Raw genomic sequence first — 25,929 nt, 5'->3', positions numbered from 1 at the left:
CTAAACTCAAATAGTTGAGACTATTATGCAGAGTTTTCCATCCCTGTTTATGATGGTTTTTCATGCTACAATATGTATTGAACTTAACTGACGTATCGTTTACAGGAGGTATTTATAGATGAAACACACGAAATCTGAAGCACTATATGATGAAGCACTTCTACATATTGTCGGCGGGGTTAACAGCCCATCCCGATCCTTTAAAGCAGTTGGCGGAGGCGCACCCGTTTTTATGGAGCGTGCACAAGGTGCTTATTTTTGGGATGAAGACGGCAACCGTTACATTGATTATCTTGCTGCATATGGTCCTATTATTACCGGACATGCTCATCCTCATATCACAAAGGCGATCGTTAAAGCGGCTGAAAACGGCGTGCTTTACGGAACTCCTACTTCCCTTGAAGTGAAGTTCGCCAAAATGCTGAAAGAAGCTATGCCTGCTATGGATAAAGTCCGATTCGTAAACTCTGGAACAGAAGCGGTGATGACAACCATCCGTGTTGCGCGTGCGTATACTGGGCGCGATAAAATTATCAAGTTCGCAGGCTGTTATCACGGCCACTCTGATCTAGTACTAGTTGCCGCTGGATCCGGCCCTTCTACACTCGGAACTCCAGACTCAGCTGGTGTACCAAAATCAATTGCTCAAGAGGTGATCACCGTTCCGTTCAACGATGTTGAAGCCTACCGTGCCGCAATGGAAAAATGGGGTGACCAGATTGCTGCTGTTTTAGTTGAGCCGATTGTCGGGAATTTTGGAATTGTGGAACCGAAAGAAGGATTTTTACAAGCAGTTAACGATATTACCCACGAGCATGGCGCACTTGTCATTTATGATGAAGTGATTACAGCATTCCGTTTCATGTATGGTGGTGCTCAAGATTTACTCGGTGTGAAACCAGACATGACAGCACTCGGGAAAATTATCGGCGGTGGCCTTCCTATTGGAGCATACGGCGGTAAAAAAGAAATCATGGAAAAAGTGGCACCGCTCGGACCTGCTTATCAAGCAGGAACAATGGCTGGAAATCCGGCATCGATCTCAGCTGGAATCGCATGTTTAGAAGTTCTTCAACAAGAAGGTGTTTACGAAGAAACGGACCGCTTAGGCGCGATTTTGGAAAAAGGATTGCTAGAACAGGCTGCGAAATATAACGTATCTGTTACCATCAATCGCTTAAAAGGCGCATTGACCCTCTATTTTACTGATGAAACAATTGAGAACTATGTTCAGGCAGAAGCGACAGACGGAGAGATTTTCGGCAGGTACTTCAAACACATGCTTAACGAAGGTATCAACCTGGCTCCTTCTAAATATGAAGCGATGTTCTTAACAACAGCACATACAGAGGAAGACGTTCTTGCTACGATTGAAGCAGCAGGAAAAGCATTCAGCCGTCTTTAAGTTTTGAAAGAATTCGTCATCGTACGGATTCTTTTTTTGCTTTAAGGGAAAACCTGTAATAATAGAGCTTTATTTTTCATACGGTATGTAAGTCTGTAACTTTCACAATTTGTTAACACACTTTCACTTGATTAAACATTAGAAACAGTTTATAGTGTTTGAGATTATTAACATTTTTTATGAGAAAGGAATTATCGCAGTTATGAAATTAGGAGCCCGAATGATCAAAACGGGTTTAGCCATATCTTTATCGATATACCTAGCGATGCTGTTTCAATTGGATCAGCCCGTCTATGCAGCCATTGCTGCAACATTTGCGATTCAGCCATCCATCTACAGGTCTTATCAAACCATTCTAGAACAAGTTCAAGGTAACCTCGTTGGTGCCATATTTGCCATTATTTTTGTTTTATTATTAGGCAACAACCCTTTTGTTATCGGATTCGTTGTTGTACTCGTTATTGCAGCGAACTTAAAAATGAAGATTGAAAAAACCATTCCGTTATCAATCGTTACCGTGATCGTAATCATGGAAAGCCATACGGAAAACTTTATCGGTTTTGCGATTGATCGCTTTTTGCTCATTATGCTTGGTGTCCTATCAGCATTCTTAGTGAACCTGGTATTTATGCCGCCCAAATATGAAACAAAATTGTATTATAAAATCTCAGATCATACCGACGAGATCATAAAATGGATCCGCATGATTACCCGTCATGCTTCAGAACATATTGCCATCAAAGAGGATCTGACTCATTTAAAGGAAAACCGTTTTAAGATGGATCAGTATTATCTACTGTACAAAGAGGAACGTACGTATTTTAGAAGCAACAAGTATTCGAAGACACGCAAGCTTGTTCTGTACAGACAGATGATTCAAACAACAAACAAAGCACTAGAACTGCTGAAGAGTCTCCACCGTCATGAAAACGAATTGCACAATATGCCCGAACCTCTTCAAGAATTGATTCAAATCAAGCTTGATGGATTAACGAACTTCCATGAACAGCTGCTGTTAAAGTACACAGATAAAATACGGGCACAGCATACGTATGATATGGATGATGCCATCAATAAAAAAGCGCTCATGAAATGCATCATGAGCTATTACAAAAACCCGGAGAACGAAGAATGGATTGAGCTGTTCCCGGTATTTGCATTAATTATTGATTATGCTGATCAGCTTGAGCACCTGAACACCTTGGTGGAAAGCTTTAAAAATTACCACCAGGACGACAGCGAAGTACAGCTGGATCAGCGATTGGAAGATTAAGTTGTGTGTTGTGAGCCAGCCTTTTTTGAGGGCTGGTTTTTTTGGGGTTTTGTGAGTATTCGGCTGTGGTAGTGCTTGGTGAGGCGTCGAATTTTGTCGTCATTTGCAGACTCGCTGTTATATGATAAAAACTCGCCGTATTGTGGAAAAAACTCGCCGTATTATGCTTAATTCTCGCCGTATTATAGTCAATATTTCTAGAATTAATTAGTTTGGACTCCGTTATTAGGAAAAATTCTTTTTGCGTTACCCTTAAGAATGCTGCAAACTAAGAAAAATCCATATGTAACTAATTCAGAGGAGAGATTTTTATATTAAATAATAGAAAAGCACCTCCTATAGTTATAAAATTAACCAGATTAATAAGAAGAACACCTCAAAATCATTCAAAAAGAAAAGAACTACAAGAACAACTGCGAAATCATTCCTCAGGGCACAAGGGTGAACAATCCTTAAACTATTTTTATCGCTACTTACCTAAGAATGACGTGAATTTACTTCATGGAATTCGAATCCTCCATGATAACTACTATTTCCAGATGGATACTCTAGTCATTACTCCCAATTTCATAACAATATTAGAAATAAAGAACTTGACGGGCCATCTATTTTTTGATGATAAATTTTCACAACTTATCAGAACATATGATGGAAAGAAAGAAGCCTTCTCTAATCCAATTGAACAGGTTAAACGGCAAAGTTATCACTTAAATGAAATTCTTGTTCAACAAAAATACTCTTCTCCTATCCCCATTGAATCACTTGTAGTCATGACCAACCCAAAAGTGATCATTGAAGCTTCTCCTTCATATAAAGAAGCTTATGAAAAAGTAATTAAAAGTCCCAGTCTACAACAAAAATTCCATGAATTCTTACAAAAGAACCAGCAAACTGTCCTAACACATAAACAAATTAAAAAACTAACGAAATACCTTTCCAAAGTAAGTTCATCTTATAATCCAGATGTTTGTGAACTATTTGAGATTAATAAAAGTGATTTAATAACCGGTGTTCTATGTCCATCATGTGATCAATCGATTATGACATATGTATGGGGAACCTGGCATTGTCACTCTTGCAATACCTCTTCAAAAATTGCTCATATTGAAGCTTTACAAGACTACGCATACTTAATTTCTACTAAAATATCCAATCGTGAGGCCATGCGATACTTACATTTAAATTCGAGCTATCAAGCTAACCATCTATTTCGGTCTCTGAAGCTGCCTATTTCAGGTTCAACAAAGTCCCGTAAATACCACCTAGAACCACTTCTCTAAATAAACACATAAAAAAGAAGCTTGGCCAATGCCAAGCCTCCTCTATCACCCATTAGGCTAGCTCTTCATTCGTGGGTCGAGTGCATCACGCAAGCCGTCACCCATCAGGTTAAATCCGAGTACCGTTAGCATAATCGCCAATCCTGGGAACAATACCGTCCATGGTGCTTGAATAATAAAGTCTTTTGAATCAGCAAGCATTTTCCCCCACTCAGGAGTTGGCGGCTGAGCACCCATCCCTAAGAATCCAAGAGCTGCCGCTTCAATGATTGCTGCTGCGATCGCTAATGTACCTTGAACGATAATTGGAGCCAAACTGTTCGGTAAGATGTGATGGATTAGGATCCTGAAGTCACTCATACCAATAGCTCGTGCTGCAGTTATATATTCTTCTTCTTTTACACTAAGTACCCTAGAGCGCAATAATCTTCCAAACGTAGGAATATTAATGATCGCAATCGCGATCAACGCGTTTTTCAATGATGGTCCAAGTACGGATACTACTGCGATTGCAAGCAGTATACTCGGAAACGCAAGCAAAATATCAAAAATACGGGATATGATGCCATCGATCCATCTTCCATAATAACCTGCAACTATACCGAGCAAAGAACCAATGATAACGGACCCGGCTACCGAGAAGAAACCTACCCATAGAGAAATCCGTGCGCCGTAGATGATTCTACTTAAAATATCCCGTCCAAATTCATCGGTTCCAAACCAGTGTTCTGCAGAAGGTGAAATATGTTTATCTGCTAAATTTCCGTCCCTAAAATGATAGGGAGCTAGTAAATCAGCAAATATAGCTAGCAATATAAAAAAGGAAACGATTGATAGACCAACAAGAGCGATCTTATTTTTCTTAAAATTCCTCCAAGCTTCTTTCCAAGGAGAAATAGCTTTGTCTTCAACTGGTGCTGGCACATGTTGCGGAACTAATGGAGGTGTTGATTTAGCTAGTTGTTCTGACATGCTCTTATTCCTCCTTATTTAAATTTAATTCTCGGATCGATAGCTGCATACAGCAGATCTACGAGTAGATTAATTAATACAAAAATGGTAGCTACCACAAGGATTCCTGATTGAATTACAGGATAATCCCGGAAAGAAATTGCGTCATAAATATACGTTCCAATTCCAGGCCATCCGAAGATCGTTTCAGTTAAGATTGCTCCTCCTAATAGAAGGCCCGTTTGCAAACCGATTACCGTTACGACTGGAATCATTGCGTTCTTCAAAGAGTGCTTGTACACAACCCAGAACATCTTCATTCCTTTTGCACGAGCTGTACGAATATAATCTGAACGCATGACCTCAAGCATGCTTGAACGTGTCATCCTTGCGATGATTGCCATCGGGATAGTACCGAGTGCAACACCTGGCAAAATGAGATGGCGAATAACTTCAGTAAATTGGTCAAACCTACCTTGAATTAGCGTATCTATTAGATATAAGTGCGTAATTGGGTCAACTGGAACACGAATATTGTCACGTCCTGTAGTAGGCAGCAAATCTAATTGAATTGAGAAAACATACTGCTCCATCAATCCAAGCCAGAAAATAGGCATCGACACCCCTATTAATGCTAGCACCATGGCTGAATAATCAAACCAGGAGTTTTGAAACCATGCAGAAATGATTCCTGCATTTACTCCAACTACAATTGCAATAATCATCGCAATAAAAGCTAATTCCATTGTTGCTGCTAGATACGGCCAAATTTCCTCTGAGATCGGAACATTGGTTTTTAAGGAGACACCTAGATCTCCAGAAAATAGACCTTTAATATATGCAAAAAATTGTGTGTACCAGGGCTGGTCCAAACCAAGTCGTCTTGTTAATCCCTCAATGGCTTCTTGTGTCGCCTGTTGCCCTAATATAAGCTGTGCTGGATTCCCCGGTATAGCACGAATCATCATAAAAACTATAAATGTCATCCCTAATAGTACCGGGACAAGTGTTGCTAACCGTCTGATTGTATAGGCAAACATATGGTCACCTCTCTCTGGAGTGATTGCGAGTTAACTAGTTTTTCATTGTGCAAAAAAAAGGGGAGCAGGATGATCTGCTCCATACTCCCCGCCATACCTTATTCGAAAGATGTATCCGCAAAAGATTGTGAACCTGTAGGATGCGGAACAAATCCTTTAATTTTGCTAGCACCCGCTAATTGCGGCTTAGAGTGAACAAGCGGTACCCATGGAGCATCTTCATGAATAATCTCCTGTGCTTTTTTGTAAAGCTCAGCACGCGCATCTTCATCTGGAGTTGATTGAGCTTCTAGCAATAACTTATGAACTTCTTCGTTCGTGTAACGAGAATAGTTGTTAGACCCGATATTGTCTTTATCAAGTAATGTGTAAAGGAAATTATCAGCATCTCCGTTATCACCAGTCCAACCTAGCATGAATACTGGTGCCTCACCATTACGTGTCTTTTCAAGGTACGTACCCCACTCAAACGTTACAATATTAGCTTCAATGCCAACTTTTGCAAGGTTCGCTTGGATTGCTTCAGCTACTTTTTGTCCGTTTGGCATATATGGACGTGCTACAGGCATTGCCCAAAGATCCATCTTGAAGCCATCCGGCACACCAGCTTTTGCTAAAAGTTCTTTAGCTTTTGCTTCGTCATACTCACGGTCTTGAATGCTATCATTATAACCATTGATTGAAGGAGGCATTGGGTTTTTAGCCGGCTCTGCAGTTCCTTCGAAGAAGTTGTCAATAATCGCTTGCTTATCGATCAAATGGCTGATTGCCTGACGAACTTCTTTCTTGTCAAATGGAGCTTTTTCAACGTTAAATCCTAGGTAACCAACGTTCATAGAAGGACGCTCAAACAATTGAAGTTTGCCGTTATCTTGAACTTTTTTCATATCAGATGGGTTTAAACCATCCATCAAATCAATCTCACCTTTTGTTAAAGCATTCAAACGAGAAGAGTTATCTTTGATTACTTTAAATGTTACACCATCAAGCTTAGGAAGATCATTTACCCAATAGTCAGCGTTCTTCTCAAGAACGATCGTGTCATTTGGCTTCCAGCTCTTGAACTTGAATGGACCAGTACCAACTGGCTCTTTGCTAAGCTTGTCGCCATCTAAAGATTTAGGACTAGCGATCGCAAACGGGCTCATTGCAATGTTCTTTAAGAATGGTGCTTGTGGGCGCTTAAGCTTAAACACTACTTTATATTCGCCATCAGCTTTTATGCTTTCAATCACGTGACCTTCGTCACCTTCAAAACCACCAAACATAGATTTGTAGTAATAGAACTTCTCTTCGTCTTTACTCTTTGCCCAACGCTCAAAGTTCTTAATAACTGCATCAGCGTTGAACTTCTCGCCATCATGGAACTTAACGCCTTCTTGAAGCTCGAACGTATATGTCAAGCCATCTTCAGAAACATCCCATTTCTTTGCAAGACCTTCAACAATATCTGTGTTATCTTTTCCGTAGTTTACTAGCGGCTCATAAATTTGTTCTGTTACGATGAAAGATTCACCGTCTGTAACGACTGCCGGATCAAGTGCAACAGAGTCCCCGCCGCGTCCGTAGATCATTACATTGTTAGGATCAACTTTACCGTCGTCTCCACCCTTGCTGCTGTCTCCGCCTGATGATGAACACCCTGCCAACGCAAGAGATAAAGCTAGCATTAAAGCAAATAAAGTCCATAAACTTTTCTTCATCTTCTTTCCCCCAGTTCTCATTTTAGTAGTGCCTTTTTTTATATGTACGCGCTTGCCTTATTCGTATAAATGGCAAGCAGCGTAATGGCCTTCAGCAACTTCTTTTAATACAGGTTTAACTGACCCGCAATGCTCCATCGCTGCAGGACACCGTGTATGAAACGGGCAGCCAGCAGGCGGATTTGATGGACTCGGAACATCCCCTTGCAGGATGACACGGTCCTTTCGATGCTCAACATCAGGAATTGGAACAGCTGACAGTAAAGCTTGTGTATATGGATGTTTTGGATCATCGTACAGCTTTTCACTATCAGCAAGCTCTACAATATGACCCAAATACATAACTCCCACTCGGTCACTGATATGGCGTACGACACCAAGATCATGTGCGATAAACAGATACGTAAGATCGAATTCTTTCTGCAGATCTTGTAAAAGGTTCAGCACTTGAGATTGTATGGAAACATCTAGAGCTGATACAGGTTCATCCGCGATAATAAGTTTCGGATTCACCGCAAGTGCACGTGCAATTCCGATACGCTGTCTTTGTCCCCCAGAAAACTGGTGAGGATATCGCTTCGCGTGCCAACTTGAGAGTCCTACTACTTCAAGCAGTTCTTTTACTCGTCTTTTTCGTTCAGCTTTATCTTTTACACCATGAACGATTAAAGGCTCTTCTAAAATCTTCTCAACCGTATGACGCGGGTTAAGCGATGCGAATGGGTCCTGAAACACCATCTGCATCTCACGGCGTTTCTTCCTCATTTCACTTGTAGATAATTTCGTAATATCTTCGCCCTCGAAGTAGATCTTTCCTTCTGTAGGTTCTAAAAGTCTTAACAGCATCCTTCCAGTAGTGGACTTGCCGCATCCGCTTTCTCCTACAAGGCCTAGTGTCTCTCCTTTTTTTATGTGAAAAGAGATTCCATCTACCGCCTTTACTTGACCGACTGTTTTGCTCAATATTCCGCCTTTGATCGGAAAGTGCATCTTTAAATTTTCTACTTTAACTAATAGCTGTGTCTGACTCATGCAGGTTCACTCCTTTCCCATCCTCGTAAAGCCAGCATCTTACTTGATGACTGCCTTCTTGAGTATTTAGTTGAGGAGTTTCGGCAATACACCGTGTTCCGGCATGTTCACAACGCGGTGCAAAAGAACATCCTGTTGTAATCGAGCCTGGTTTCGGTACGTTTCCAGGTATGGAATATAATCTTCCTACCTTCTCTCTCATGTCTGGTACTGATTTAATCAATCCAACCGTGTATGGATGCTTCGGATTTTGGAAGATGGTTTTAACCTCTCCCTCTTCTACTACTTTTCCGGCATACATAACCACGACACGTTCACACATTTCAGCAACAACCCCCAAATCATGAGTAATCATCATGATTGCGGTGTCAGTTTCTTTGTTTAATCGTTTCATCAGATCTAAAATTTGAGCTTGAATCGTAACATCCAGAGCGGTAGTAGGCTCGTCCGCTATTAGAAGTTTTGGGTCGCAGATCATGGCCATCGCAATCATGACACGCTGACGCATACCTCCTGATAACTGATGCGGATATTCTCTTACAAGCTCTTCTGCCCGTGGAAGTCCGACTAGCTTAAGCATTTCAATGGCTTTACCCATCGCTTCTTTTTTTGACCATTTTCTATGTATGCGCAGTGATTCAATAAGCTGGTCTCCGATTGTTATAACCGGATTCAGACTTGTCATCGGCTCCTGAAATATCATTCCAATCTCATTGCCTCTTATTTGCCGCATTCTTTTTTCTGGTGCAGAAGCAAGATTTTCACCTTTAAAGAGAATTTCTCCTTCGATCTTCCCAGGCGGGGTAGGTACTAGTCCCATTACAGATAGTGACGTAACACTTTTTCCACAGCCGGACTCCCCCACAATACCTAGTACTTCACCAGGATTGACGTGGAAATCGACACCGTCAACGGCTGGAATTGCTCCATCATCTGTAAGGAAAGAAGTTCTTAAGTTCTTAACTTCTAAAACAGGATTTCCCATGAGATCTCACTCCTTTCTCTAAGCTGTCAAATTTCCTAGAATATTACTTCTCTGTTGAGAATTATGACACTACTCTGACATTTTGACAATATTTAATTTTCAGAATGTTCGACAAATACATCTTCTGTTGTAGGTCTTTTGCATCACTTTCACTCAAAGGATGTTTATGGGTGAAATGGTCGTAGCCAATAAAAAAAGAGAGTTTTTCTCTTTTCTTGGCACTTGTTTTTTTTGTTATTGAAATTTGTTGATTCCTCTTCCAGGTGCTCGCTTTCCGCGGGGCAGGCGGTGAGCCACATTTGTACGTTTCACTTTTAAGTTTTTACACATCCGCGCAGGTGCCCTTACTTTACGCGCAGTTGAATGAGATTTACGCTCAGCCCAGCTTCATTTGCGCGCACAAACCAACCATTTACGCGCACATTATGGCGATTTTCACGCATCACCAAACAATATAGGCATTTTTCGATATCGAATGGAATTCTATGCAATGCTGTATGGCTAAATCTTAGGTGTAGTGCGAAATTTAGGATGTTTGCTTTAAGATTTTGCTATAATTTTCGCTCTCAAGGATCATTTTTAAACAAATAAAAAAAGACCGGCATCTGCCGACCTTTTCTGCTTTATTTATACCAGTTGTTGTACAGTAAACAAATCGTAGTACGGTCCTTGTTTTTCCATCAATTCTTTATGTTTTCCGATCTCAACAATTCTGCCGTGATCGATAACGATAATGCGATCAGCGTGAGTAATAGTAGAAAGGCGATGCGCCACAATGAAAGTCGTCCGATCCTTTGCAAGTTTTTCTAAAGCTTCTTGAATCAGATGTTCACTTTCAAGATCCAATGCAGATGTCGCTTCGTCTAAAATTAGAATGGGCGGATTTTTTAAGAAGACACGTGATATCGCAACGCGCTGTTTCTGACCTCCAGAAAGCTTAACTCCACGCTCTCCAATTTTTGTGTCATAGCCTTCAGGCAGACTCATTATGAATTCATGTGCATTTGCCGCTTTGGCAGCTGCAATCATCTGTTCATCTGAGGCCTCTGGATTCCCCATAAGAATATTTGCTCGAACTGATTCACTAAAAAGAATATTATCTTGAAGTACCATACCTATATTATCTCTTAGCGTTCGAACCTGATAGTCGCGAATATCCGTTCCATCGAGCTTAATACTTCCTTCCGTAACATCATAAAAACGCGGAATCAAACTGATCAACGAAGACTTACCGCCTCCGCTCATGCCAACTAAAGCGATTGTCTCACCTGGCGTTACTGATAAGGAAACATTATGTAACACATCTGCTTCTTCCTCATTGTAGGTGAATGAAACATCTTCAAATTCTAACGCACCTTTTACCGACTTTAACGGTTTCGCATTTGGTGAGTCCTCAATATCATACGACTCATCTAAAAACTCGAACATCCTGTCCATAGAAGCGATCGATTGTGTAAGTGTCGTAGATGAGTTGACGAGCCGTCTAAGCGGATTGTACAACCTGTCCATATAGGCAACGAACGCAACCAGAGCCCCTATAGTAATATTTCCTTGTATTCCTTGGTACGCCGCAAATCCAATAACAAGCAGCGGAGCAATATCGGTTACAGTGTTTACAACTGAAAACGTTTTTGCGTTCCATTTCGTATGATCCATCGCTCGATTTAAAAAATTTCGGTTTCGCTTATCAAACTGAACCTGCTCATGATCTTCAAGTGCAAAACTTCGAATAACAGACATTCCTTGAACACGCTCATGCAGGTGACCTTGCACTTCAGCAAGTGCCTGGGAACGATCCTTTGTTAATTGACGAAGACGTGCATAGAAAAACTTTACTGAAAACGCATAGACCGGCAGCATGGATAATGCCACGATCGTCAGCCAAAAATCCATAGAAAACATGATTGCTACCGCGATAATTATGGTAGCCATATCCAGCCAAATATTCATAAGACCCGTAATGACAAATGTCTTTGTTTGCTCTACATCATGAATCACTCTTGAGATAATTTCACCAGATTTGTTGTTAGAGTAAAAACGCAGGCTTAAGCGCTGAATGTGATCGAACATCTTGTCTCGAATGTCATATAAAACCTTTGTACCAACCCATTGCGCATAGTATTGTCTCCAATATTCAATAGGAGGCCGCATCACAACGAATATGAGTGCTGCTCCTCCCATCAGCCAGTACAGTTTGTTTAGCTTTTCATCCATGGGTATTGATACCTGGATGATATCATCTACCACGTATTTTAAAATAAGCGGTGTTAATAAAGGAATACCAAACTTAGCGAGCCCAATTAAGATGGTCCAGAAAATTTGCCATTTGTAAGGTTTTACAAAAATTAAATAACGTTTAATACTATCCATTTCATCACACCATTCTTTCCATCATAAAAAGAAAACTTGGCAGAGCGCCAAGTTAACCTTATTTAAAAAAAGGATAACCTGCTGACTCTTCAACAGGTTTTCCTTTTTATCGGAATTCTAAATATCTTTCATACCATTGTTCAACAAATCCTGGTTCAAATGGGCCCTTTTTTTGGGTAACCATCAAGATTAATTCTTGAAGATTTTTTTTAATGATTGTATCAAGCTGACTCGGATACCTCATCATTCTTTTGTGAAGTTCATACTCGTCCTCATCTAATAAGATATAAGTCCCATCTGGAAAAACTTTAATATCAAGATCATAATCAATATATTTTAATGCTTCCTTGTCCCACATAAATGGGGATCCCAAGTTGCAGTAATAATAGATACCGTCTTCTCTAATCATACCGATCACATTAAACCATTGCTTCGCATTAAAGTAGCAAATTGCAGGTTCTCTCGTCCGCCACTGACGTCCGTCAGATTCAGTAACAAGGATCCGGTCGTTACCGCATATCACCTGACTAGGAGTACCTTTTAGTATAACAGTATCTTCCCAATTCCGATGTAGATAGCCGTTATGTTTGTAGCTTTGAATATTGATTATACTTCCGGTTGCAGGAAAACTCATCTCTCTCTCCTTTCTGCCCGAGTTCCGGAAGCTAATGTTACCTATTGAGTTGTTAAATCTCCTTTCTTTATAACCATTTGTCGGTAATTCACCAGCTTCATTCATAAACCTCGTTCTTCAATTTTTTTCACGTTTTTATTCCCGATCATTACTTTCTTTCAAAACACACGCTTTTTTTTCTCTTCTTTATTATATCGTTTTAAGAATAGTTTGGAAATGTACTTGTCCCTGTTTTTAAAAAAATAAGCGCCTTTTTTCAGATAATTCACTCGTCACTAGTATTCCCATAGGTTATGTATAGAAAACGTATGTAATAAAATGTGGAAAAAAATGATGGGGCTGGATGAAAATGATGAAAAACCAAAAAATGCTCCCTAGTGACTAGGGAGCATTCCTGGATAGAGGTTATTTTTGTTGTTGGTTCTTACCTTGTTGAGACTGTTGGTTTTGCTGACGAACGTGTTGTGCGTCAGTTTCACTAGCATACTCAGTCCCGTAAGATTGACCAGCTTGTTGTTGAGCGTTTTGTTGCTTTTGACGAGCTTGTTGTTGCTGTTGTTGTTTTTGTTGTTGTTGTTTGTCCATGTTTTTCACCTCCACGAAATATAATTTACCCGGGCTAATCAAATTTTATAAGTGATTTTTTTATTATATATTTCCAGTATTAAAACCTATAAATATGGGGGATAAATGAATGATTACACTATTTTAAGGAGGGACAGCACGATGTATGTAGGAAGAGATATGACCGAACTAAGTATGACTGGCAAGAACGACTGGAAAGATGAAGAACTCGCGTATTTCCACCACTCCTTGCAGCAGATGGCTCCTTATTTAAACGAGGAAGGAACAAGCATGCACAGAGAGATCATCAAGGAAATAGAAGCTCGTGGGGGATTGAAGCGTAACGAAGCTGATTGGACGCATGGTAGTGAGGTTAAGTACGACTGATCTTGAATACTGAGAGCGCCAGGTTATTGTTGTTGGGTTGTCGTTCATAAACCTTGGGAATCGCTCGTAAACCTTGGGAATCGCTCGTAAACCTTGGGAATCGCTCGTAAACCTTGGGAATCGCTCGTCCAGCGTGCATAATATGCCGATGGACGAGCACAAAACTTCCCGAGCGAGCATAAAAGCAAGCCCCAGCGCATCGCTGGGGCTTGCTTTCTTTCATATGCATTAAAAATTGCTATAAGACTGGCCGCCATCCACGTTCAACGTGCTCCCAACGACCCAGGATGCCTTCTTAGATGCCAAAAACACAACTACATTGGCCACTTCTTCAACTGTTCCGAATCGTCCAGCGGAAATATGCTCTTCCACAAACGAATTGATCTTATCTGGATCCTGTTCCAATCTTTTTTTCCAGTTTCCTGTTTCATGCAAAATAGATCCTGGAGCTACGCCATTCACACGTATGCCCTTCTTAATCATCTCGTCACCAAATGATTTCGTAAAAGAAATCATGGCTGCCTTACTCGCATTGTACGTAGGTTTGCCGCCAGACTCCCGTCCAAAAATAGACGAAATGTTAATAATAGCTCCACCGTCTGAATTCCCGCTCATTATCGCTGCGGCTTTTTTGCTCAAATCTACAGCCGATAAAAAATTCAAGTGCATAGCTTCTTCAAACTGTTCCATGCTCGTTTCCATAACTGAAGATCCATTGCTTCCGCCTGCATTATTAACTAAAATGTCGATCGTGCCAAACTTACCTAAAAACTCATTTATCACTCGCTCACGATCCCCAGCGTTCGTCACGTCACCTTGAAAAATCTCGATACCCTCTTTTTGCGCGGCTTCCAAATCTGCCAAGTTACGCCCAACGATCCCTACTTTTGCTCCTTCACTCAAAAAAGCATAAGCAATTCCTTGTCCGATTCCTTTTGAACCGCCTGTAACTATTACCGTTTTTCCTTCAAGTTCTAAATTCATACAATTAACGCCTCCTTTATGAGCCGAATAATTTTTTGGTGAGAGACAGGGAACGGGTACGCATCCAGCTCGTCCACACTGACCCATTTCCAATCAGCAGGCAGAGTTCTGTCTTCTTCCCTACACTTAACCTTCCCTTGCCAAATTTGAATTTCCCACTTCAGATGTGAAAAAACATGCTCAATGTAGCCTGCTTTTTCTTCTGCTGTCACTTCATAATTTAACTGTTCTTCCACATAGCTTTCCAAAGCAGAAATCTCTGCTTTTTTGTTTTCACCAACATACTCTGTATTCGGAAATTCCCACATGTTGGCGAGAAGCCCTTCAGCCGGTCTCTTATGAATCAACAAACGGCCGTCGTCATTCACCAACACACCAGCTATCATCTTCGCTTTTCTTACTTTTGTTTTTCCTAGCTTAACCGGAAGTTCTCTTTGTCTTCCGCTCTCGAAGCCTCGGCACAATTCTCTCATCGGACACAGCAAACATGCTGGAGATTTTGGAGTGCAAACTATAGCGCCAAGCTCCATTAAACCTTGGTTAAAAGAAGAAGGGTCTTCGTGTGATATCAACTCTCTTACTGCTTTTTCGAAAGTCACACGGGTTTTTGGTTTGCTGATATCTTCTTCAATGAGCAAAATTCGTGATAAAACACGCATAACATTTCCGTCAACAGCAGGTTCTGGCACACCATACGCTATGCTTAAAACCGCTCCTGCTGTATAAGGGCCGACTCCCTTTAATCCGGCGATCTCTTTAGGTGTATTCGGTACTTTTCCACCATAACTTTCGCATACTTCTTTTACGGCGGTTTGTAAGTTTCGAACTCGGGAATAATAACCTAGACCCTCCCACGCTTTCAAAACTTTTTCTTCGTCTGCATAAGCAAGGTCTTGAAGGGTTGGGAACAATTCAGTGAATCGCTCGAAGTAAGGAATTACCGTATCTACTCTTGTTTGCTGCAGCATGATCTCCGAAACCCAGACACGGTACGGATCCTGATTTTCTCTCCAAGGCAAAGATCTCTTGTTATCGTTGTACCATGTTAATAAATGATCTTGAAATTGTTTCACATATGAAGCATCGAGGGAAAATAAACTATTACTTGTTGTATTCAATTTATAAATCTTCCTTTGTGTTCAGCTTTTCAAACGCCCAGCAATGGATTTTCTCTACTCCACCTGTCACACATTCGTTTAGTTTTGAAAAAACAGGATGCTCTAGGGCCGTTCGATTTTTCTTAATGGTATCATACGTGGTTCGATTCTTGACTTGGAAACATTCAACATACAGTGAAGGTTGGTCTGCCGCCCTATACCACTGAATATTTGAAGCACCACACACCTTAAGCTCCTTTATCACAAAAGGCATTTGCGTCTCATAAAATTGAATGGAATCCGGACTTACTTTATACTCCATAAAAACAGTTAACATTTTATTTCACTCCATTCCTACATAGGAGGTGATCGCCTTGGATACAGGCACACATATTGTAATGGGGCTGGGATTAGGCGGATTGGCAATGCTCGACCCTGCAATTGCAAATGATCCAGCGACATCCCAAGCCATTCTTGCCGGGACACTAATTGGCTCTCAAGCTCCAGACTTTGACACGGTATTAAAATTAAAAAATAATGCGGTTTATATCCGCAACCATAGAGGTCTTACACACTCACTGCCTGCGCTCGTTATCTGGCCTCTTCTGCTGTTTGGCGGAATCTCTCTATTTGTCCCAGAAGCAGATAACGGAAAGCTTTTATTATGGACAGCAATTGCTGTTTTCCTGCATGTGTTTGTCGATATATTCAATGCTTACGGCACTCAAGCGTTGTATCCTGTTTCAAAGAAATGGATTGCTCTCGGTGTGATCAGCATCTTTGATCCTTTTATCTTCTTCCTGCATATAGCCGGGCTGCTGCTCTGGTATATTGGAGTTAATCCTGGCTACACGTTTCTTACCGTTTACGTGATACTCGTTTTTTACTACATGATACGAATCATTGCCAGACAGCGCGTAAACACGATCGTTCTTAAAAAAATTCCAGAAGCAAAAGAAATTTACGCCAGTCCGACCATTCGATGGGGACAATATCATCTGGCCATCAAATCCAAGCACGAATTTTTTGTAGCTGGTCTAAAAAACGGAAAAATTACCGTTTGGGATACATTTGACCGTCTGCCCGTTCCAAAATCAAAACTGATTGACGCGGCTAAAAAAGATAAAAACATATCTGCTTTTCTTTCCTTTTCTCCTGTACACAGATGGGAAGTCGAAAAGAACGATCATGGTCATTTGGTTCAGTTTATAGACTTACGATATAGAAGCAAAGGTCATTATCCTTTTGTCGCAATGGTTCAACTGGATGAGAACCTAAACATCATTACTTCTTTTACAGGTTGGGTGTATTCTGAGGACCGCCTAAAAAAGAAGATGGAGTTTTCTCCGCTCGACCTAATTAACAACAACGAATAAGGAAAGAGACGGGCTTAATGAATAGGCCCGTCTTTTTTAATGAATCGCTGAAATTTTGGATTGCTGGAAAAATACTCATGCAGTTTATGTCCATAGGAAGTAATAAGTTGTGTTACCATTTTCTCGGTTACCTCTTGCCCTTCATACTCCCATCCCGCTTTTGCACGTGTGGACTCAAAATCTTCCCATAAACCTTCCACCCATTCCCTTGCTTCCTGATAACTAAGGGTAGGGTTCATTTTTTGCAGTTGTTTAGCCAATCTGTCAAAACGCTCTTCCATTATTCTCCCTCCTTATCCAATTTTTAAAGAAAGCCCCGTCACATAAAGGGTTCTGTCACGTTTCATACTAGTTGAGAACCGATATAAAGGAGGTAATACACATGCGAAACAAATCGAAAAACTTCCCTAATCGGATCTCCTTCTCAGGTGAGCCGAGATCAAAAGAAGAGTTCTCTTCTAAACGGCCAGATGGATCCATTCGTGACCATCCACAGGAGCGAATGTTTTTATCCAATCAACACCGAGATGATCAGTAACTCTTGCGGTTATGAATTTCATTCTGGGGGGTGAATCAGTTGAACAAGAAAGACTACTTCTCATCAACGCGATTTAACGGTAAGTATTCTGACCCCTTTCACTCACCGCGTGCCAACTCGAAGCATGCGTATAATCAAGTGAATGGGGAGACCCAGCAAGCATTAAATAACTATGTGCTTGAAATTCAAACACGTAAGCGTTCATAGTGGCGAATAAAGAAGCGGTCTTGATATCGCTTCTTTATTTATGTTTTTTAGTACACTGATGTTGTGGCCTTTAATTTACAAATACACCTACACAGACTGTTGAAAGCAAGCATCCTGTAACAGAAATCAGGATTCCTCTTTGCAAGTTGATTGGAGCGTAAGGATGCGAGACTCCTGCGGGACAAGCGGTCAGGTGAGACCCTTAACGGCGCAAAGCGGCAAGGGGCTCACCGTCTGCCCCGCGGAAAGCGAGCATCCTGGAGCGGAAATCAACTGCTTTCTAAAGCAATATGGCACATTTAAGCCTCAAGTACCGAAATTGGCAATGCTTCAAGTATACTCTGTTTATTTTTGTAGCCCCAGGCAAAAATACCATTAAGATACAATACAGAAAAGGTTGAGCCTGGGTCTCCCTGAATGCTGTATTCTTTTCCGCTTTCGATTGATGAAGGATCCATCAGATAGCATTTTGCCATCGCGATCTTGCGTTCATGAACAGCGTATTCACTTACCATGCCCATTTGTTCTGCTTTTTGTGCTTTTGCACGAAGCGAAGCAATCTCGGCTTTAATTTCAGCTTCTGTCATCTCACTGAACCTTTTTTCCATTTGAATACTTCCTTTCTTTTCTGTACCCTATAAATGCTTGAGATTTAACTACATAGGAGTGATAATTTTGAACAAAACTGTAATTATAACGGGCGGCGGTTCAGGTCTCGGTCTTGCTTTAGCCTATCAATATTATAAAGACTTCAACGTGTGTCTGATCGGCCGCACAGAAACAAAATTAAAACAAGCTGTACAGACCTTTTCAACTAGCAGCGAAAACACCGTATCGTATAAAGTCTGTGATGTAACACATTATGAACAGGTGCAATCGGTGCTTCAATCCATTTTTGACAATGAAGACGTCCACTTATTAATCAACAACGCTGGTACGGGTATTTTTCAGCCTCTTAACGAATTATCTGAAAGCGACATCCGTCAAATGATGGAGACCAACGTGTATGGTACGATTTATCCAACAAAAGCGGCTTTTCCCCTTTTCAAAAAGCAGGGATATGGCAAGGTAATGAACATTATCTCTACAGCTGGCTTACGCGGTAAAGTAAACGAATCTGTTTATTGTGCGTCTAAGTTTGCTGTTAGAGGATTTACGGAGAGCCTTGTTAAAGAATGGGATGGCACCGGCATTTATCCAACCGCTGTCTATATGGGAGGAATGGATACTCCGTTTTGGGACGGTTCCGATCATATCAGTGACCGATCACGTTTAAAATCCCCTGAAAAAGTTGCACAACTAATTATTGAACAAGACGACAATCGAAGTGAGATCTTTATAGATCGTTAAGCTCGTCCCCGCTTAACAGCTCAGAAATAACATCAGAACCGAAGCCCTTGCTGTATAAAAAACGCTTCATGCGAGACTCGTACTCAAATCCGCTATACTTTTTATATTTAAGATGAGCTTTTCGAGCATGAGTGAGCAAGGCTTCTTTTTCATCTTCAGCAGATTGACTGATCTTAGCTTCTTGAAACGCCATTTCGATCACTTCCCACATGAATCCTTTTTGCTGAAGCTGCTGAGCAATTCTTTGTTTCTGTTCTTTTTCAGAACGCTTAGCTCTGCTTGAAAATTGCTTTTGGATAAACTTTATACTCGCTTCAAGCTGTTCATCAAAACTGAACTGATTCAGCGCCTCTTCCGTATGACTTTCACTGATTCCTTTTTTCTTAAGCTCTTGCCGAATCATACCCGGCCCTTTAAATGATGTATTCATGCGGCTTTTAACAAGAGCATTTGCAAAGGTCTTATCGTTTACAAAATCGTATTCAGAGAGTTTTTGCAGGACTCTCTTAATCGTCGGCTGTGGTACTTCTTTCTTTTCTAAAAATTCTTCAATCTCATGAGCGGTCCTCATTCGGAAAGATAAATAATGAAGAGCTTTGTTAAAGGCTTTTCGATATTGATCTTCCTCAATGATCTCTTCCCATTCTTTTTCATCGATCTGCATCCCTTTTTGAAGCTGAAACTTTATTAACACATCAGCGTCTACGCTAAATGCAAACTCTTCCTTAGTTCCTCTTTGTACAAAAATATTAAATCGTTCATCGTTTTTTTGCTGAGCAGAAATCCTTGTTATGACAACCATCTACCCACCTTCTTTCACACTCTAGTTTAACATAATTGCTTGTACAGTTTGAAAAAATACCCCTTTTAGAGACCGGTAAACAAGGGAATCGAATAAGAAAAGATAATTACTAATAAAGATAAAGTTGAGAGGAGTTTAATATGAAAAATATTTTGGTCTCTGGCGGCACAGGATTCATTGGAAAACATATCACTCAATTGATGCAAAGTACTTATAAAATCTTCATTCTTACTCGTAATCCAGAAAACAAACCGAAACAAAAGAATGTCATGTATATAGAGTGGCTGACTCCTCACAGCACGCCCGAAAAAGAACTTCCTAGAATCGATGCTGTTATCAACCTTGCTGGCGAATCCATCAATGGCAGATGGACAGATGAAAAGAAACAAGCTATTTTAAACAGCCGTTTAAAAGCAACAGAATCGCTATTGAATCTCGCTGAAAAATTACCAGAGCCTCCTTCTGTTTGGGTGAACGCATCTGCGATCGGATACTACGGAACATCTGAAACAGAAGTATTTACAGAAGACACCGAAGCTCATGGGACGGATTTTTTAGCTGAAGTGGTTAAAGCGTGGGAAACAAAAGCAAAAGGTGCAGAAAGTCTTGGCTGCAGAACAATATATACAAGATTCGGGCTCGTTTTAGGCAGGGATGGCGGAGTACTTCCACAGCTAAGTCTTCCCTATCGATTTTTTGCTGGAGGAACTGTTGGTTCAGGTGAGCAATGGGTATCGTGGGTTCATGTTGAAGATCTGGCAAACCTCATAAAATCAGCAATCGAAAACGAGCAATATTCAGGTCCCGTGAATGTGACTGCTCCACACCCTGTGACGATGAAAGAGTTTGGTCAAGTAACAGGTGACGTCATGCATCGCCCACATTGGCTTCCTGCTCCTTCGATTGCGTTTAAGCTTCTATTCGGTGAAATGAGCATGCTGATTTTAAAAGGGCAGCAGGTGCTTCCCGATAAAGCACTGAACAATGGTTTTCAATTTACTTATCCGCATCTAAAGGGGGCTTTACATGATTTGTTACAATGATAATAAAAATAATTTATCAGGTGACACATAATGAAAACATTAATCCAAAAAGCAAAAGTCTATCCTATTACGAGCAATGAATTGCAAAAAGGAGATGTTCTTGTAGAGAACGGCAAGATCCTAGCTGTGGAAAAGCATATAGAACCTACATCTGAAATGGATGTTATTTCAGCTGAAAACCTTCATCTTCTCCCCGGATTTATTGATGTCCATACTCACTTGGGACTTTATGATGAAGGTACTGGCTGGGCTGGTAATGATGCAAATGAAACCCATGAAGTGCTTACCCCTCATATCCGCGCCATTGATGGCTGTCATCCGTTAGATATTGCCTTTAAAGATGCTGTTCGTTTTGGAGTCACTACCGCGCATATTATGCCAGGAAGTGCTAATGTGATTGGTGGAACGACTTCTGTTATCAAAACGCATGGTAATGACATTCGAAAAATGATCATTAAAGAAACAGCCGGTCTGAAAATAGCGCTTGGAGAAAATCCAAAACGCATTCACAGCGGCCGTCATAATGATTCCATCACCCGCATGGGTATCATGGGTATGCTTCGTGAGGCTTTTTATCAAGCGAAAGACTCAGCATACCAAGATAATCTGCGTGTCGCACCGATCGCAGCTGCATTAAACCGTGAAATACCCGTTCGAATTCATGCGCACCGCTCTGACGATATTCTGTCTGCTATTCGTTTTGCGGAAGAATTCAACCTTGATTTTCGAATTGAACATTGTACAGAAGGCCATTTGATTGCTGATGCTTTCAAAGATTTAAACTTAAAAGTGAGTGTTGGACCAACTTTAACTCGAAAATCAAAAATCGAACTAAAAAACAAGACATGGGACACATATCGCATACTATCTGAAAATAATGTTGAAGTTTCGATTACGACCGATCATCCTTACGTTCCTATTCAATATCTAAATGTTTGTGCAGCCATTGCTGTACGCGAAGGTCTGAGTGAAAAGAAAGCACTTGAAGGGATTACGATCGCACCCGCAAGAAACCTTGGAATTGATGATCGTGTAGGAAGTATCGAGCCAGGAAAAGATGCTGATTTATCCCTCTGGACCGAGCATCCTTTCCACTTTTCTGCAAACCCTGTAATGACCATGATTGACGGAGAAATAATTTACAAAAAATCTACAAAATAACTATTTTCTTTTTTAAAAAAATGTCTTATGATACAAGAAGAGCAACATGCGGATTATCGAATCCGGGAAAATTTAAAAGTCGCTCTAATAGCTAAAGTAAAAATTATTTTTATAAATTAAATATTGAGCAAGGGAAGGCAATTGGTGCGCCACCAGCTTTGACTGGTCCTAGTGGGTTCGATTCCCACCCCGAATTAATTTTTATTCTTAATTCGAGGGTGGGGGATACTTCTGCCCTCTAGGAGGGATTAAATTGTTGAAAAAGCGTGATTTAACGGAGAGTCATGTTCTTTACAATTTAATGGTGCACCCAGAAGTCTTCCCTTTTGTACGCCAAAAAGCTGCTTCTTTTGAGGAGTTTATGTTCCTGACGAAGCAAACGCTAGAGGAAGAAGAACAAGGAAAGATTATCTCCAGAACGATATTGGATGAGTGGCAAAATCCAATCGGCACCATTAATCTATTCGATGTCCAAGATGGCTATGGCTTCCTTGGAACATGGATTGGTCAGCCTTACTTTGGAAAAGGTTATAATTCTATAGCAAAAGAAGCCTTCTTTTCTGAGTTGTTTTATGAGAAGGATATCCACACTGTTTTTATGCGTATTCGTAAAGTTAATGTCCGGTCACAAAAGGCAGCCGAGAAAATTCCTTACGTTACCCTTGCAAACGAAACAAGAAAAGACGTTTACGATCAGCTCAACCAAGGCCAAGATATTTACAACTTATATCAGATTGAAAAAGATAACTACCTCATGCATCAGCTTCGCACACAGACCCAGCCTCTTGAAATTGTTGAAGAACAGTTAAAGGAAGCTTAATACAGGTAACATGACGGCGTGCTCTGCACATACTAACACCACCTTCACTTTTTGAAGGTGGTGTTATTTTAATTAGGAGGTATGATCATGAAAAGCAGCAAACAAGAAGCAAAAGAGAGAAATAACGATTTAACCAAAACACAAGAAATCCTATACAAGGAAGAAATAAAATCTGCAGAATCAACTGCAGAACAAAAAGAAATGACGAACGAGGATTATTCGTAAAAAGGATGATAATTCCTTTAATAAAATCCTAAAAACTGCACATTCTATATGTGAGGACAAGTTCCTCACTAGCTTTTGTTTTACGTTTCAAACATCGTGATATCTTTAAGGAGGTATTTGTGTGGAAAAACGTAACCGAAAGTCCCCATCGCACAACAATGCTAAAGCTTCTCAAGCCAAAGGACTTGACGTCGAGTACTCAAGTGAATTGGCAGATCAAAACGATCTTGAAGCACAAGCACGTGCACAAGCCGCTGACCGACGCCAAAAAAACGGCCGTCGCTAAGTGCGAAAAGACCTGCTGGGATAGCAGGTCTTTTTTTAATATAGAAATCTTATACATTTTTTCTGTTGTGGATAAAGTTATACACAGGTTTGTGGATATTGTGAATAATTGCTTAGTATGATGAAACATTATTGTGCAAATATGTGCAAATCATATAAGTTATACACATTTTCTGTGGAAAAGCATGTGGATAGTGTGTATATTTCTGAATTTTTAAAGCTTTAAATTTATTATTTAATTTCGAGTGTTTTAATAATTTTCGCAGGGTTTCCCCCAACTACTACATTGGAAGGAACATTTTTAGTTACAACCGCTCCAGATGCAACGACTACGTTATCCCCAATCTTCACTCCTGGATTGATAATCGCACCTCCACCAAGCCAAACATTATTGCCTATTTCCACAGGCTTGCCGAATTCAGCGCCTGAATTTCGTTCAACTGGATCTAATGGATGAGTAGCCGTATAAATATGAACGCCTGGTGCGAGCATACAATTATCCCCAAACCTTACTTCGCAAACATCTAGAATGGTGCAGTCAAAGTTAGCAAAGAAGTTTTCACCAGCATGTATGTTATAGCCATAATCGCATCTGAAGTTTGGTTCGATTCCTATATTCTTACCTGTTGAACCGAAAAGCTCTTTTATTAGTTCACTTCGCTTATCCAATTCTTCTTCTGTGGTCATATTGTATTCTCTAGTAAGTCTCCTTGCACGAGTACGCTCATCCATAAGCTGCTGATCGTCTGGCCGGTACATCTCGCCATTTAACATCTTTTCTTTTTCAGTTTTCACGAAGTACTCTCCTCTCAAGTTGTATACTAGAATGTTGTTTAAAAATGATGTTTTTGTTAATTTTGTTCATATTCTTCCTCGATAAGTTGATTGGAGTGCAAGGTGCGAGACTCCTGGTGGCTCACCGGACGCCCCCCGGAAAGCGAGCAACCTGTAACGGAAATCAACACTTTCAAGAGCAACAACGGTTTACTTAAATCTACATACTTTATTTACGTACTAATGTACAAACCGCCTCTACTTGAGCAGTTTGCGGAAACATATCCACAGGTGTGATTTGTTCAACTTCAAATCCGTTACTTATCAACATGTGGACATCTTTTGCTAGAGTTGATGGATTACATGAAACGTAAACCATTCTTTTCGGTTTAATTTTTATTACGGTTTCCAAGAATGCAGGATCACACCCGGTTCTTGGAGGATCTACCACTACAACATCAGGCTGCCAACCCTCTCTTAACCATTTTGGCAGCAGTTTCTCAGCTTTTCCGGCCTCATAATGTGCATTTGTTATATGATGCTTCTCTGCATTTTCTTTTGCATTCAAGATGGATTCTTTTATAATGTCCATCCCTCTAACCTCTTTTGCTTCGTTTGCAAGCCACATACTGATTGTTCCTGAACCGCAATAGGCATCAACGACTCTTTCTTCTCCCGTAAGTTTCGCTTGTTTTTTCACTTCATCATACAGCTTAACGGTTTGCTCTGGATTTAATTGAAAAAAGGCACGTGCAGAAAGTTCAAAACTCATATCACCTAAGTGTTCTGTAATTGTTTCCTTACCATAGATCGCTTCTGTCAGTTCTCCAAAGATGAGCGATGTTTTTTCTTCATTAACATTCTGAACAAAGGATGTAACTTGAGGAAGTCTTTTCTTAATCTCAGAAACAAAAAGGTCTTTTTTCGGAAGTTCATTTGTTGCCGTTACGATGACTAGCTGAATCTCATCAGTACGAAAAGCGGTTCTCACAACAATCGTACGAATGCTTCCTGTTCGTTTTCTTTCGTCATATACAGATAGGTTTAGATCACGAATAATTTGTTTCACTTTGTTTGTCACGATATTCGTATCTTCATGCTGTACGAGACAATGATCTATGTTAATCAACTTGTGTGAATTGCTGCTGTACAGTCCGGCAATAACGGTATCATCGATTTTAGCTACTTGGAATTGAGACTTATTTCGATAGGACCAAGGCTCGTCCATTCCAATTGTTTTACTTACATTCAGCTTATCTTTCGAAATCTTCGTGTATCTTTCGAAAGCTTGTACAACTATATCTCGTTTTTCTTTAAGCTGTGTTGAGTAGGTCATATGCTGAATCTGACATCCACCGCACGTTTCATAGATCGGACATGGTGGTGTTACTCTGTTCTTGGATTTTTTAAATACTTTTTTAATTTTTCCTTCTGCTCGATTAGGAAAAACTTTTGTAATGATAACAGAAATCTCTTCACCCGGAATCCCACCTGGCACAAAGACAACCTGCCTATTATAGAATCCAATCCCCTCACCATTAATACCCATACGTTTAATGGAAATGGGTACTGTCTGACCAACTTTCATTATAGGACTTTCTTTCTTCGTATTTTTCATATCTTTATCACTCGTTTCTTAGCTA

General features: G+C 40.5%; 30 protein-coding genes. 14 read left to right on the top strand and 16 right to left on the bottom strand.

Annotated features, from left to right (window positions below):
* Nucleotides 1-118: 118 nt before the first annotated feature.
* The 3 genes from P8610_RS11240 to P8610_RS11230 all read left to right on the top strand — a co-directional run bounded on the left by P8610_RS11240 (nucleotide 119) and on the right by P8610_RS11230 (nucleotide 3,958).
* Nucleotides 119-1,405 (top strand): glutamate-1-semialdehyde 2,1-aminomutase, encoded by a 1,287-nt coding sequence (locus tag P8610_RS11240; protein ID WP_394604450.1) that lies wholly within the window; start codon nucleotides 119-121, stop codon nucleotides 1,403-1,405.
* Nucleotides 1,406-1,607: 202 nt separating this feature from the next.
* Nucleotides 1,608-2,678, top strand: a complete 1,071-nt coding sequence (locus P8610_RS11235) for an FUSC family protein (protein WP_289497083.1) — start codon at nucleotides 1,608-1,610, stop codon at nucleotides 2,676-2,678.
* A 305-nt stretch (nucleotides 2,679-2,983) separates the two neighbouring features.
* Entirely contained in the window at nucleotides 2,984-3,958 is a 975-nt protein-coding gene (locus tag P8610_RS11230) for an NERD domain-containing protein (RefSeq protein ID WP_394604470.1), read from the top strand.
* A gap of 57 nt (nucleotides 3,959-4,015) precedes the next feature.
* On the opposite strand, the gene P8610_RS11225 is transcribed toward P8610_RS11230, so the two are convergent.
* The 8 genes from P8610_RS11225 to P8610_RS11190 form a co-directional block, all read right to left on the bottom strand.
* The gene (locus P8610_RS11225) at nucleotides 4,016-4,930 is read right to left on the bottom strand and encodes an ABC transporter permease (RefSeq protein WP_394604449.1); all 915 of its coding nucleotides are present in this window, start codon (nucleotides 4,928-4,930) and stop codon (nucleotides 4,016-4,018) included.
* Nucleotides 4,931-4,944: 14 nt separating this feature from the next.
* The gene (locus P8610_RS11220) at nucleotides 4,945-5,949 is read right to left on the bottom strand and encodes an ABC transporter permease (protein WP_394604448.1); all 1,005 of its coding nucleotides are present in this window, start codon (nucleotides 5,947-5,949) and stop codon (nucleotides 4,945-4,947) included.
* 98 nt (nucleotides 5,950-6,047) lie between these two features.
* A complete protein-coding gene (locus P8610_RS11215; protein WP_394604447.1) occupies nucleotides 6,048-7,652 on the bottom strand; it encodes an ABC transporter substrate-binding protein in 1,605 nt (534 codons plus the stop codon).
* 57 nt (nucleotides 7,653-7,709) lie between these two features.
* A complete protein-coding gene (locus tag P8610_RS11210) occupies nucleotides 7,710-8,684 on the bottom strand; it encodes an ABC transporter ATP-binding protein (RefSeq protein ID WP_394604446.1) in 975 nt (324 codons plus the stop codon).
* Complete coding sequence (locus P8610_RS11205; RefSeq protein ID WP_394604445.1) at nucleotides 8,659-9,669, bottom strand: ABC transporter ATP-binding protein; 1,011 nt, start codon at nucleotides 9,667-9,669, stop codon at nucleotides 8,659-8,661. The genes P8610_RS11210 and P8610_RS11205 overlap by 26 nt, the downstream gene beginning before the upstream one ends.
* Before the next feature lie 627 nt (nucleotides 9,670-10,296).
* A complete protein-coding gene (locus P8610_RS11200; RefSeq protein ID WP_394604444.1) occupies nucleotides 10,297-12,039 on the bottom strand; it encodes an ABC transporter ATP-binding protein in 1,743 nt (580 codons plus the stop codon).
* A 106-nt stretch (nucleotides 12,040-12,145) separates the two neighbouring features.
* Nucleotides 12,146-12,673 carry a nucleoside tri-diphosphate phosphatase gene (gene ntdP / locus P8610_RS11195; protein WP_066242704.1) on the bottom strand — a complete coding sequence of 176 codons (528 nt, stop codon included), beginning with the start codon at nucleotides 12,671-12,673 and terminating at the stop codon, nucleotides 12,146-12,148.
* Between the two features lie 405 nt (nucleotides 12,674-13,078).
* Nucleotides 13,079-13,258 carry a gamma-type small acid-soluble spore protein gene (locus P8610_RS11190; RefSeq protein ID WP_289497093.1) on the bottom strand — a complete coding sequence of 60 codons (180 nt, stop codon included), beginning with the start codon at nucleotides 13,256-13,258 and terminating at the stop codon, nucleotides 13,079-13,081.
* A gap of 141 nt (nucleotides 13,259-13,399) precedes the next feature.
* Here P8610_RS11190 and P8610_RS11185 point away from each other — a divergent pair, with 141 nt between their 5' ends.
* Nucleotides 13,400-13,624: a hypothetical protein gene (locus P8610_RS11185; RefSeq protein WP_394604443.1), complete on the top strand. Its 225-nt coding sequence runs from the start codon at nucleotides 13,400-13,402 to the stop codon at nucleotides 13,622-13,624.
* A 228-nt stretch (nucleotides 13,625-13,852) separates the two neighbouring features.
* Here the strand turns inward: P8610_RS11185 and P8610_RS11180 are convergent, their stop codons facing one another.
* The 3 genes from P8610_RS11180 to P8610_RS11170 are packed head-to-tail and all read right to left on the bottom strand — an operon-like array spanning nucleotide 13,853 to nucleotide 16,042.
* Nucleotides 13,853-14,608 carry an SDR family NAD(P)-dependent oxidoreductase gene (locus P8610_RS11180; protein ID WP_394604442.1) on the bottom strand — a complete coding sequence of 252 codons (756 nt, stop codon included), beginning with the start codon at nucleotides 14,606-14,608 and terminating at the stop codon, nucleotides 13,853-13,855.
* Nucleotides 14,605-15,726: an A/G-specific adenine glycosylase gene (mutY, locus tag P8610_RS11175; protein WP_394604441.1), complete on the bottom strand. Its 1,122-nt coding sequence runs from the start codon at nucleotides 15,724-15,726 to the stop codon at nucleotides 14,605-14,607. Before mutY ends, P8610_RS11180 begins: the two co-directional genes overlap by 4 nt.
* A 1-nt stretch (nucleotide 15,727) precedes the next feature.
* Nucleotides 15,728-16,042 carry a hypothetical protein gene (locus tag P8610_RS11170; protein ID WP_289497098.1) on the bottom strand — a complete coding sequence of 105 codons (315 nt, stop codon included), beginning with the start codon at nucleotides 16,040-16,042 and terminating at the stop codon, nucleotides 15,728-15,730.
* 37 nt (nucleotides 16,043-16,079) lie between these two features.
* Here P8610_RS11170 and P8610_RS11165 point away from each other — a divergent pair, with 37 nt between their 5' ends.
* On the top strand, nucleotides 16,080-17,081 hold the full coding sequence (locus P8610_RS11165; protein WP_394604440.1) for a metal-dependent hydrolase: 1,002 nt from the start codon (nucleotides 16,080-16,082) through the stop codon (nucleotides 17,079-17,081).
* A gap of 14 nt (nucleotides 17,082-17,095) precedes the next feature.
* Here the strand turns inward: P8610_RS11165 and P8610_RS11160 are convergent, their stop codons facing one another.
* On the bottom strand, nucleotides 17,096-17,362 hold the full coding sequence (locus tag P8610_RS11160; RefSeq protein WP_289497100.1) for a YfhJ family protein: 267 nt from the start codon (nucleotides 17,360-17,362) through the stop codon (nucleotides 17,096-17,098).
* Nucleotides 17,363-17,463: 101 nt separating this feature from the next.
* On the opposite strand from P8610_RS11160, the gene sspK reads away from it, so the two are divergent.
* The 3 genes from sspK (at nucleotide 17,464) to P8610_RS11145 (ending at nucleotide 18,129) form a co-directional block, all read left to right on the top strand.
* Nucleotides 17,464-17,619, top strand: a complete 156-nt coding sequence (sspK, locus tag P8610_RS11155; protein ID WP_066242730.1) for a small, acid-soluble spore protein K — start codon at nucleotides 17,464-17,466, stop codon at nucleotides 17,617-17,619.
* Between the two features lie 39 nt (nucleotides 17,620-17,658).
* Entirely contained in the window at nucleotides 17,659-17,826 is a 168-nt protein-coding gene (locus P8610_RS11150; protein ID WP_077364736.1) for a YpzG family protein, read from the top strand.
* A 150-nt stretch (nucleotides 17,827-17,976) separates the two neighbouring features.
* Nucleotides 17,977-18,129, top strand: coding sequence for a hypothetical protein (locus P8610_RS11145; RefSeq protein ID WP_289497101.1), 153 nt, complete (start codon nucleotides 17,977-17,979; stop codon nucleotides 18,127-18,129).
* Here the strand turns inward: P8610_RS11145 and P8610_RS11140 are convergent.
* Nucleotides 18,126-18,434 carry a YfhH family protein gene (locus P8610_RS11140; protein ID WP_289497102.1) on the bottom strand — a complete coding sequence of 103 codons (309 nt, stop codon included), beginning with the start codon at nucleotides 18,432-18,434 and terminating at the stop codon, nucleotides 18,126-18,128. The two genes, P8610_RS11145 and P8610_RS11140, sit on opposite strands and share 4 nt — an antisense overlap.
* A gap of 67 nt (nucleotides 18,435-18,501) precedes the next feature.
* Between P8610_RS11140 and P8610_RS11135 the strand changes: the two genes are divergently transcribed.
* Nucleotides 18,502-19,176, top strand: a complete 675-nt coding sequence (locus P8610_RS11135; protein ID WP_394604439.1) for an SDR family NAD(P)-dependent oxidoreductase — start codon at nucleotides 18,502-18,504, stop codon at nucleotides 19,174-19,176.
* Here the strand turns inward: P8610_RS11135 and recX are convergent.
* Nucleotides 19,163-19,978 carry a recombination regulator RecX gene (gene recX / locus P8610_RS11130; RefSeq protein ID WP_394604438.1) on the bottom strand — a complete coding sequence of 272 codons (816 nt, stop codon included), beginning with the start codon at nucleotides 19,976-19,978 and terminating at the stop codon, nucleotides 19,163-19,165. The two genes, P8610_RS11135 and recX, sit on opposite strands and share 14 nt — an antisense overlap.
* A gap of 140 nt (nucleotides 19,979-20,118) precedes the next feature.
* On the opposite strand from recX, the gene P8610_RS11125 reads away from it, so the two are divergent.
* The 5 genes from P8610_RS11125 (at nucleotide 20,119) to P8610_RS11105 (ending at nucleotide 23,513) form a co-directional block, all read left to right on the top strand.
* A complete protein-coding gene (locus tag P8610_RS11125; RefSeq protein WP_394604437.1) occupies nucleotides 20,119-21,021 on the top strand; it encodes a TIGR01777 family oxidoreductase in 903 nt (300 codons plus the stop codon).
* A gap of 30 nt (nucleotides 21,022-21,051) precedes the next feature.
* Nucleotides 21,052-22,182, top strand: coding sequence for an amidohydrolase (locus P8610_RS11120; RefSeq protein ID WP_394604436.1), 1,131 nt, complete (start codon nucleotides 21,052-21,054; stop codon nucleotides 22,180-22,182).
* Nucleotides 22,183-22,435: 253 nt separating this feature from the next.
* Nucleotides 22,436-23,002: a GNAT family N-acetyltransferase gene (locus tag P8610_RS11115; RefSeq protein ID WP_394604435.1), complete on the top strand. Its 567-nt coding sequence runs from the start codon at nucleotides 22,436-22,438 to the stop codon at nucleotides 23,000-23,002.
* Between the two features lie 87 nt (nucleotides 23,003-23,089).
* The gene (locus tag P8610_RS11110; protein ID WP_289497108.1) at nucleotides 23,090-23,227 is read left to right on the top strand and encodes a hypothetical protein; all 138 of its coding nucleotides are present in this window, start codon (nucleotides 23,090-23,092) and stop codon (nucleotides 23,225-23,227) included.
* Between the two features lie 121 nt (nucleotides 23,228-23,348).
* On the top strand, nucleotides 23,349-23,513 hold the full coding sequence (locus P8610_RS11105) for a YfhD family protein (protein WP_289497109.1): 165 nt from the start codon (nucleotides 23,349-23,351) through the stop codon (nucleotides 23,511-23,513).
* A gap of 230 nt (nucleotides 23,514-23,743) precedes the next feature.
* Here the strand turns inward: P8610_RS11105 and P8610_RS11100 are convergent, their stop codons facing one another.
* A complete protein-coding gene (locus P8610_RS11100) occupies nucleotides 23,744-24,307 on the bottom strand; it encodes a maltose acetyltransferase domain-containing protein (RefSeq protein WP_394604434.1) in 564 nt (187 codons plus the stop codon).
* A 208-nt stretch (nucleotides 24,308-24,515) separates the two neighbouring features.
* Complete coding sequence (rlmD, locus tag P8610_RS11095) at nucleotides 24,516-25,904, bottom strand: 23S rRNA (uracil(1939)-C(5))-methyltransferase RlmD (protein ID WP_394604433.1); 1,389 nt, start codon at nucleotides 25,902-25,904, stop codon at nucleotides 24,516-24,518.
* Nucleotides 25,905-25,929: the final 25 nt, after the last annotated feature.

Origin of the sequence: Fictibacillus sp. UD (genome assembly GCF_043558025.1) — a bacterium.
GTDB lineage: Bacteria > Bacillota > Bacilli > Bacillales > Fictibacillaceae > Fictibacillus.
The sequence above is the reverse complement of the archived record's forward strand: the minus strand, read 5'-3'. Positions and strand labels throughout refer to the sequence as shown.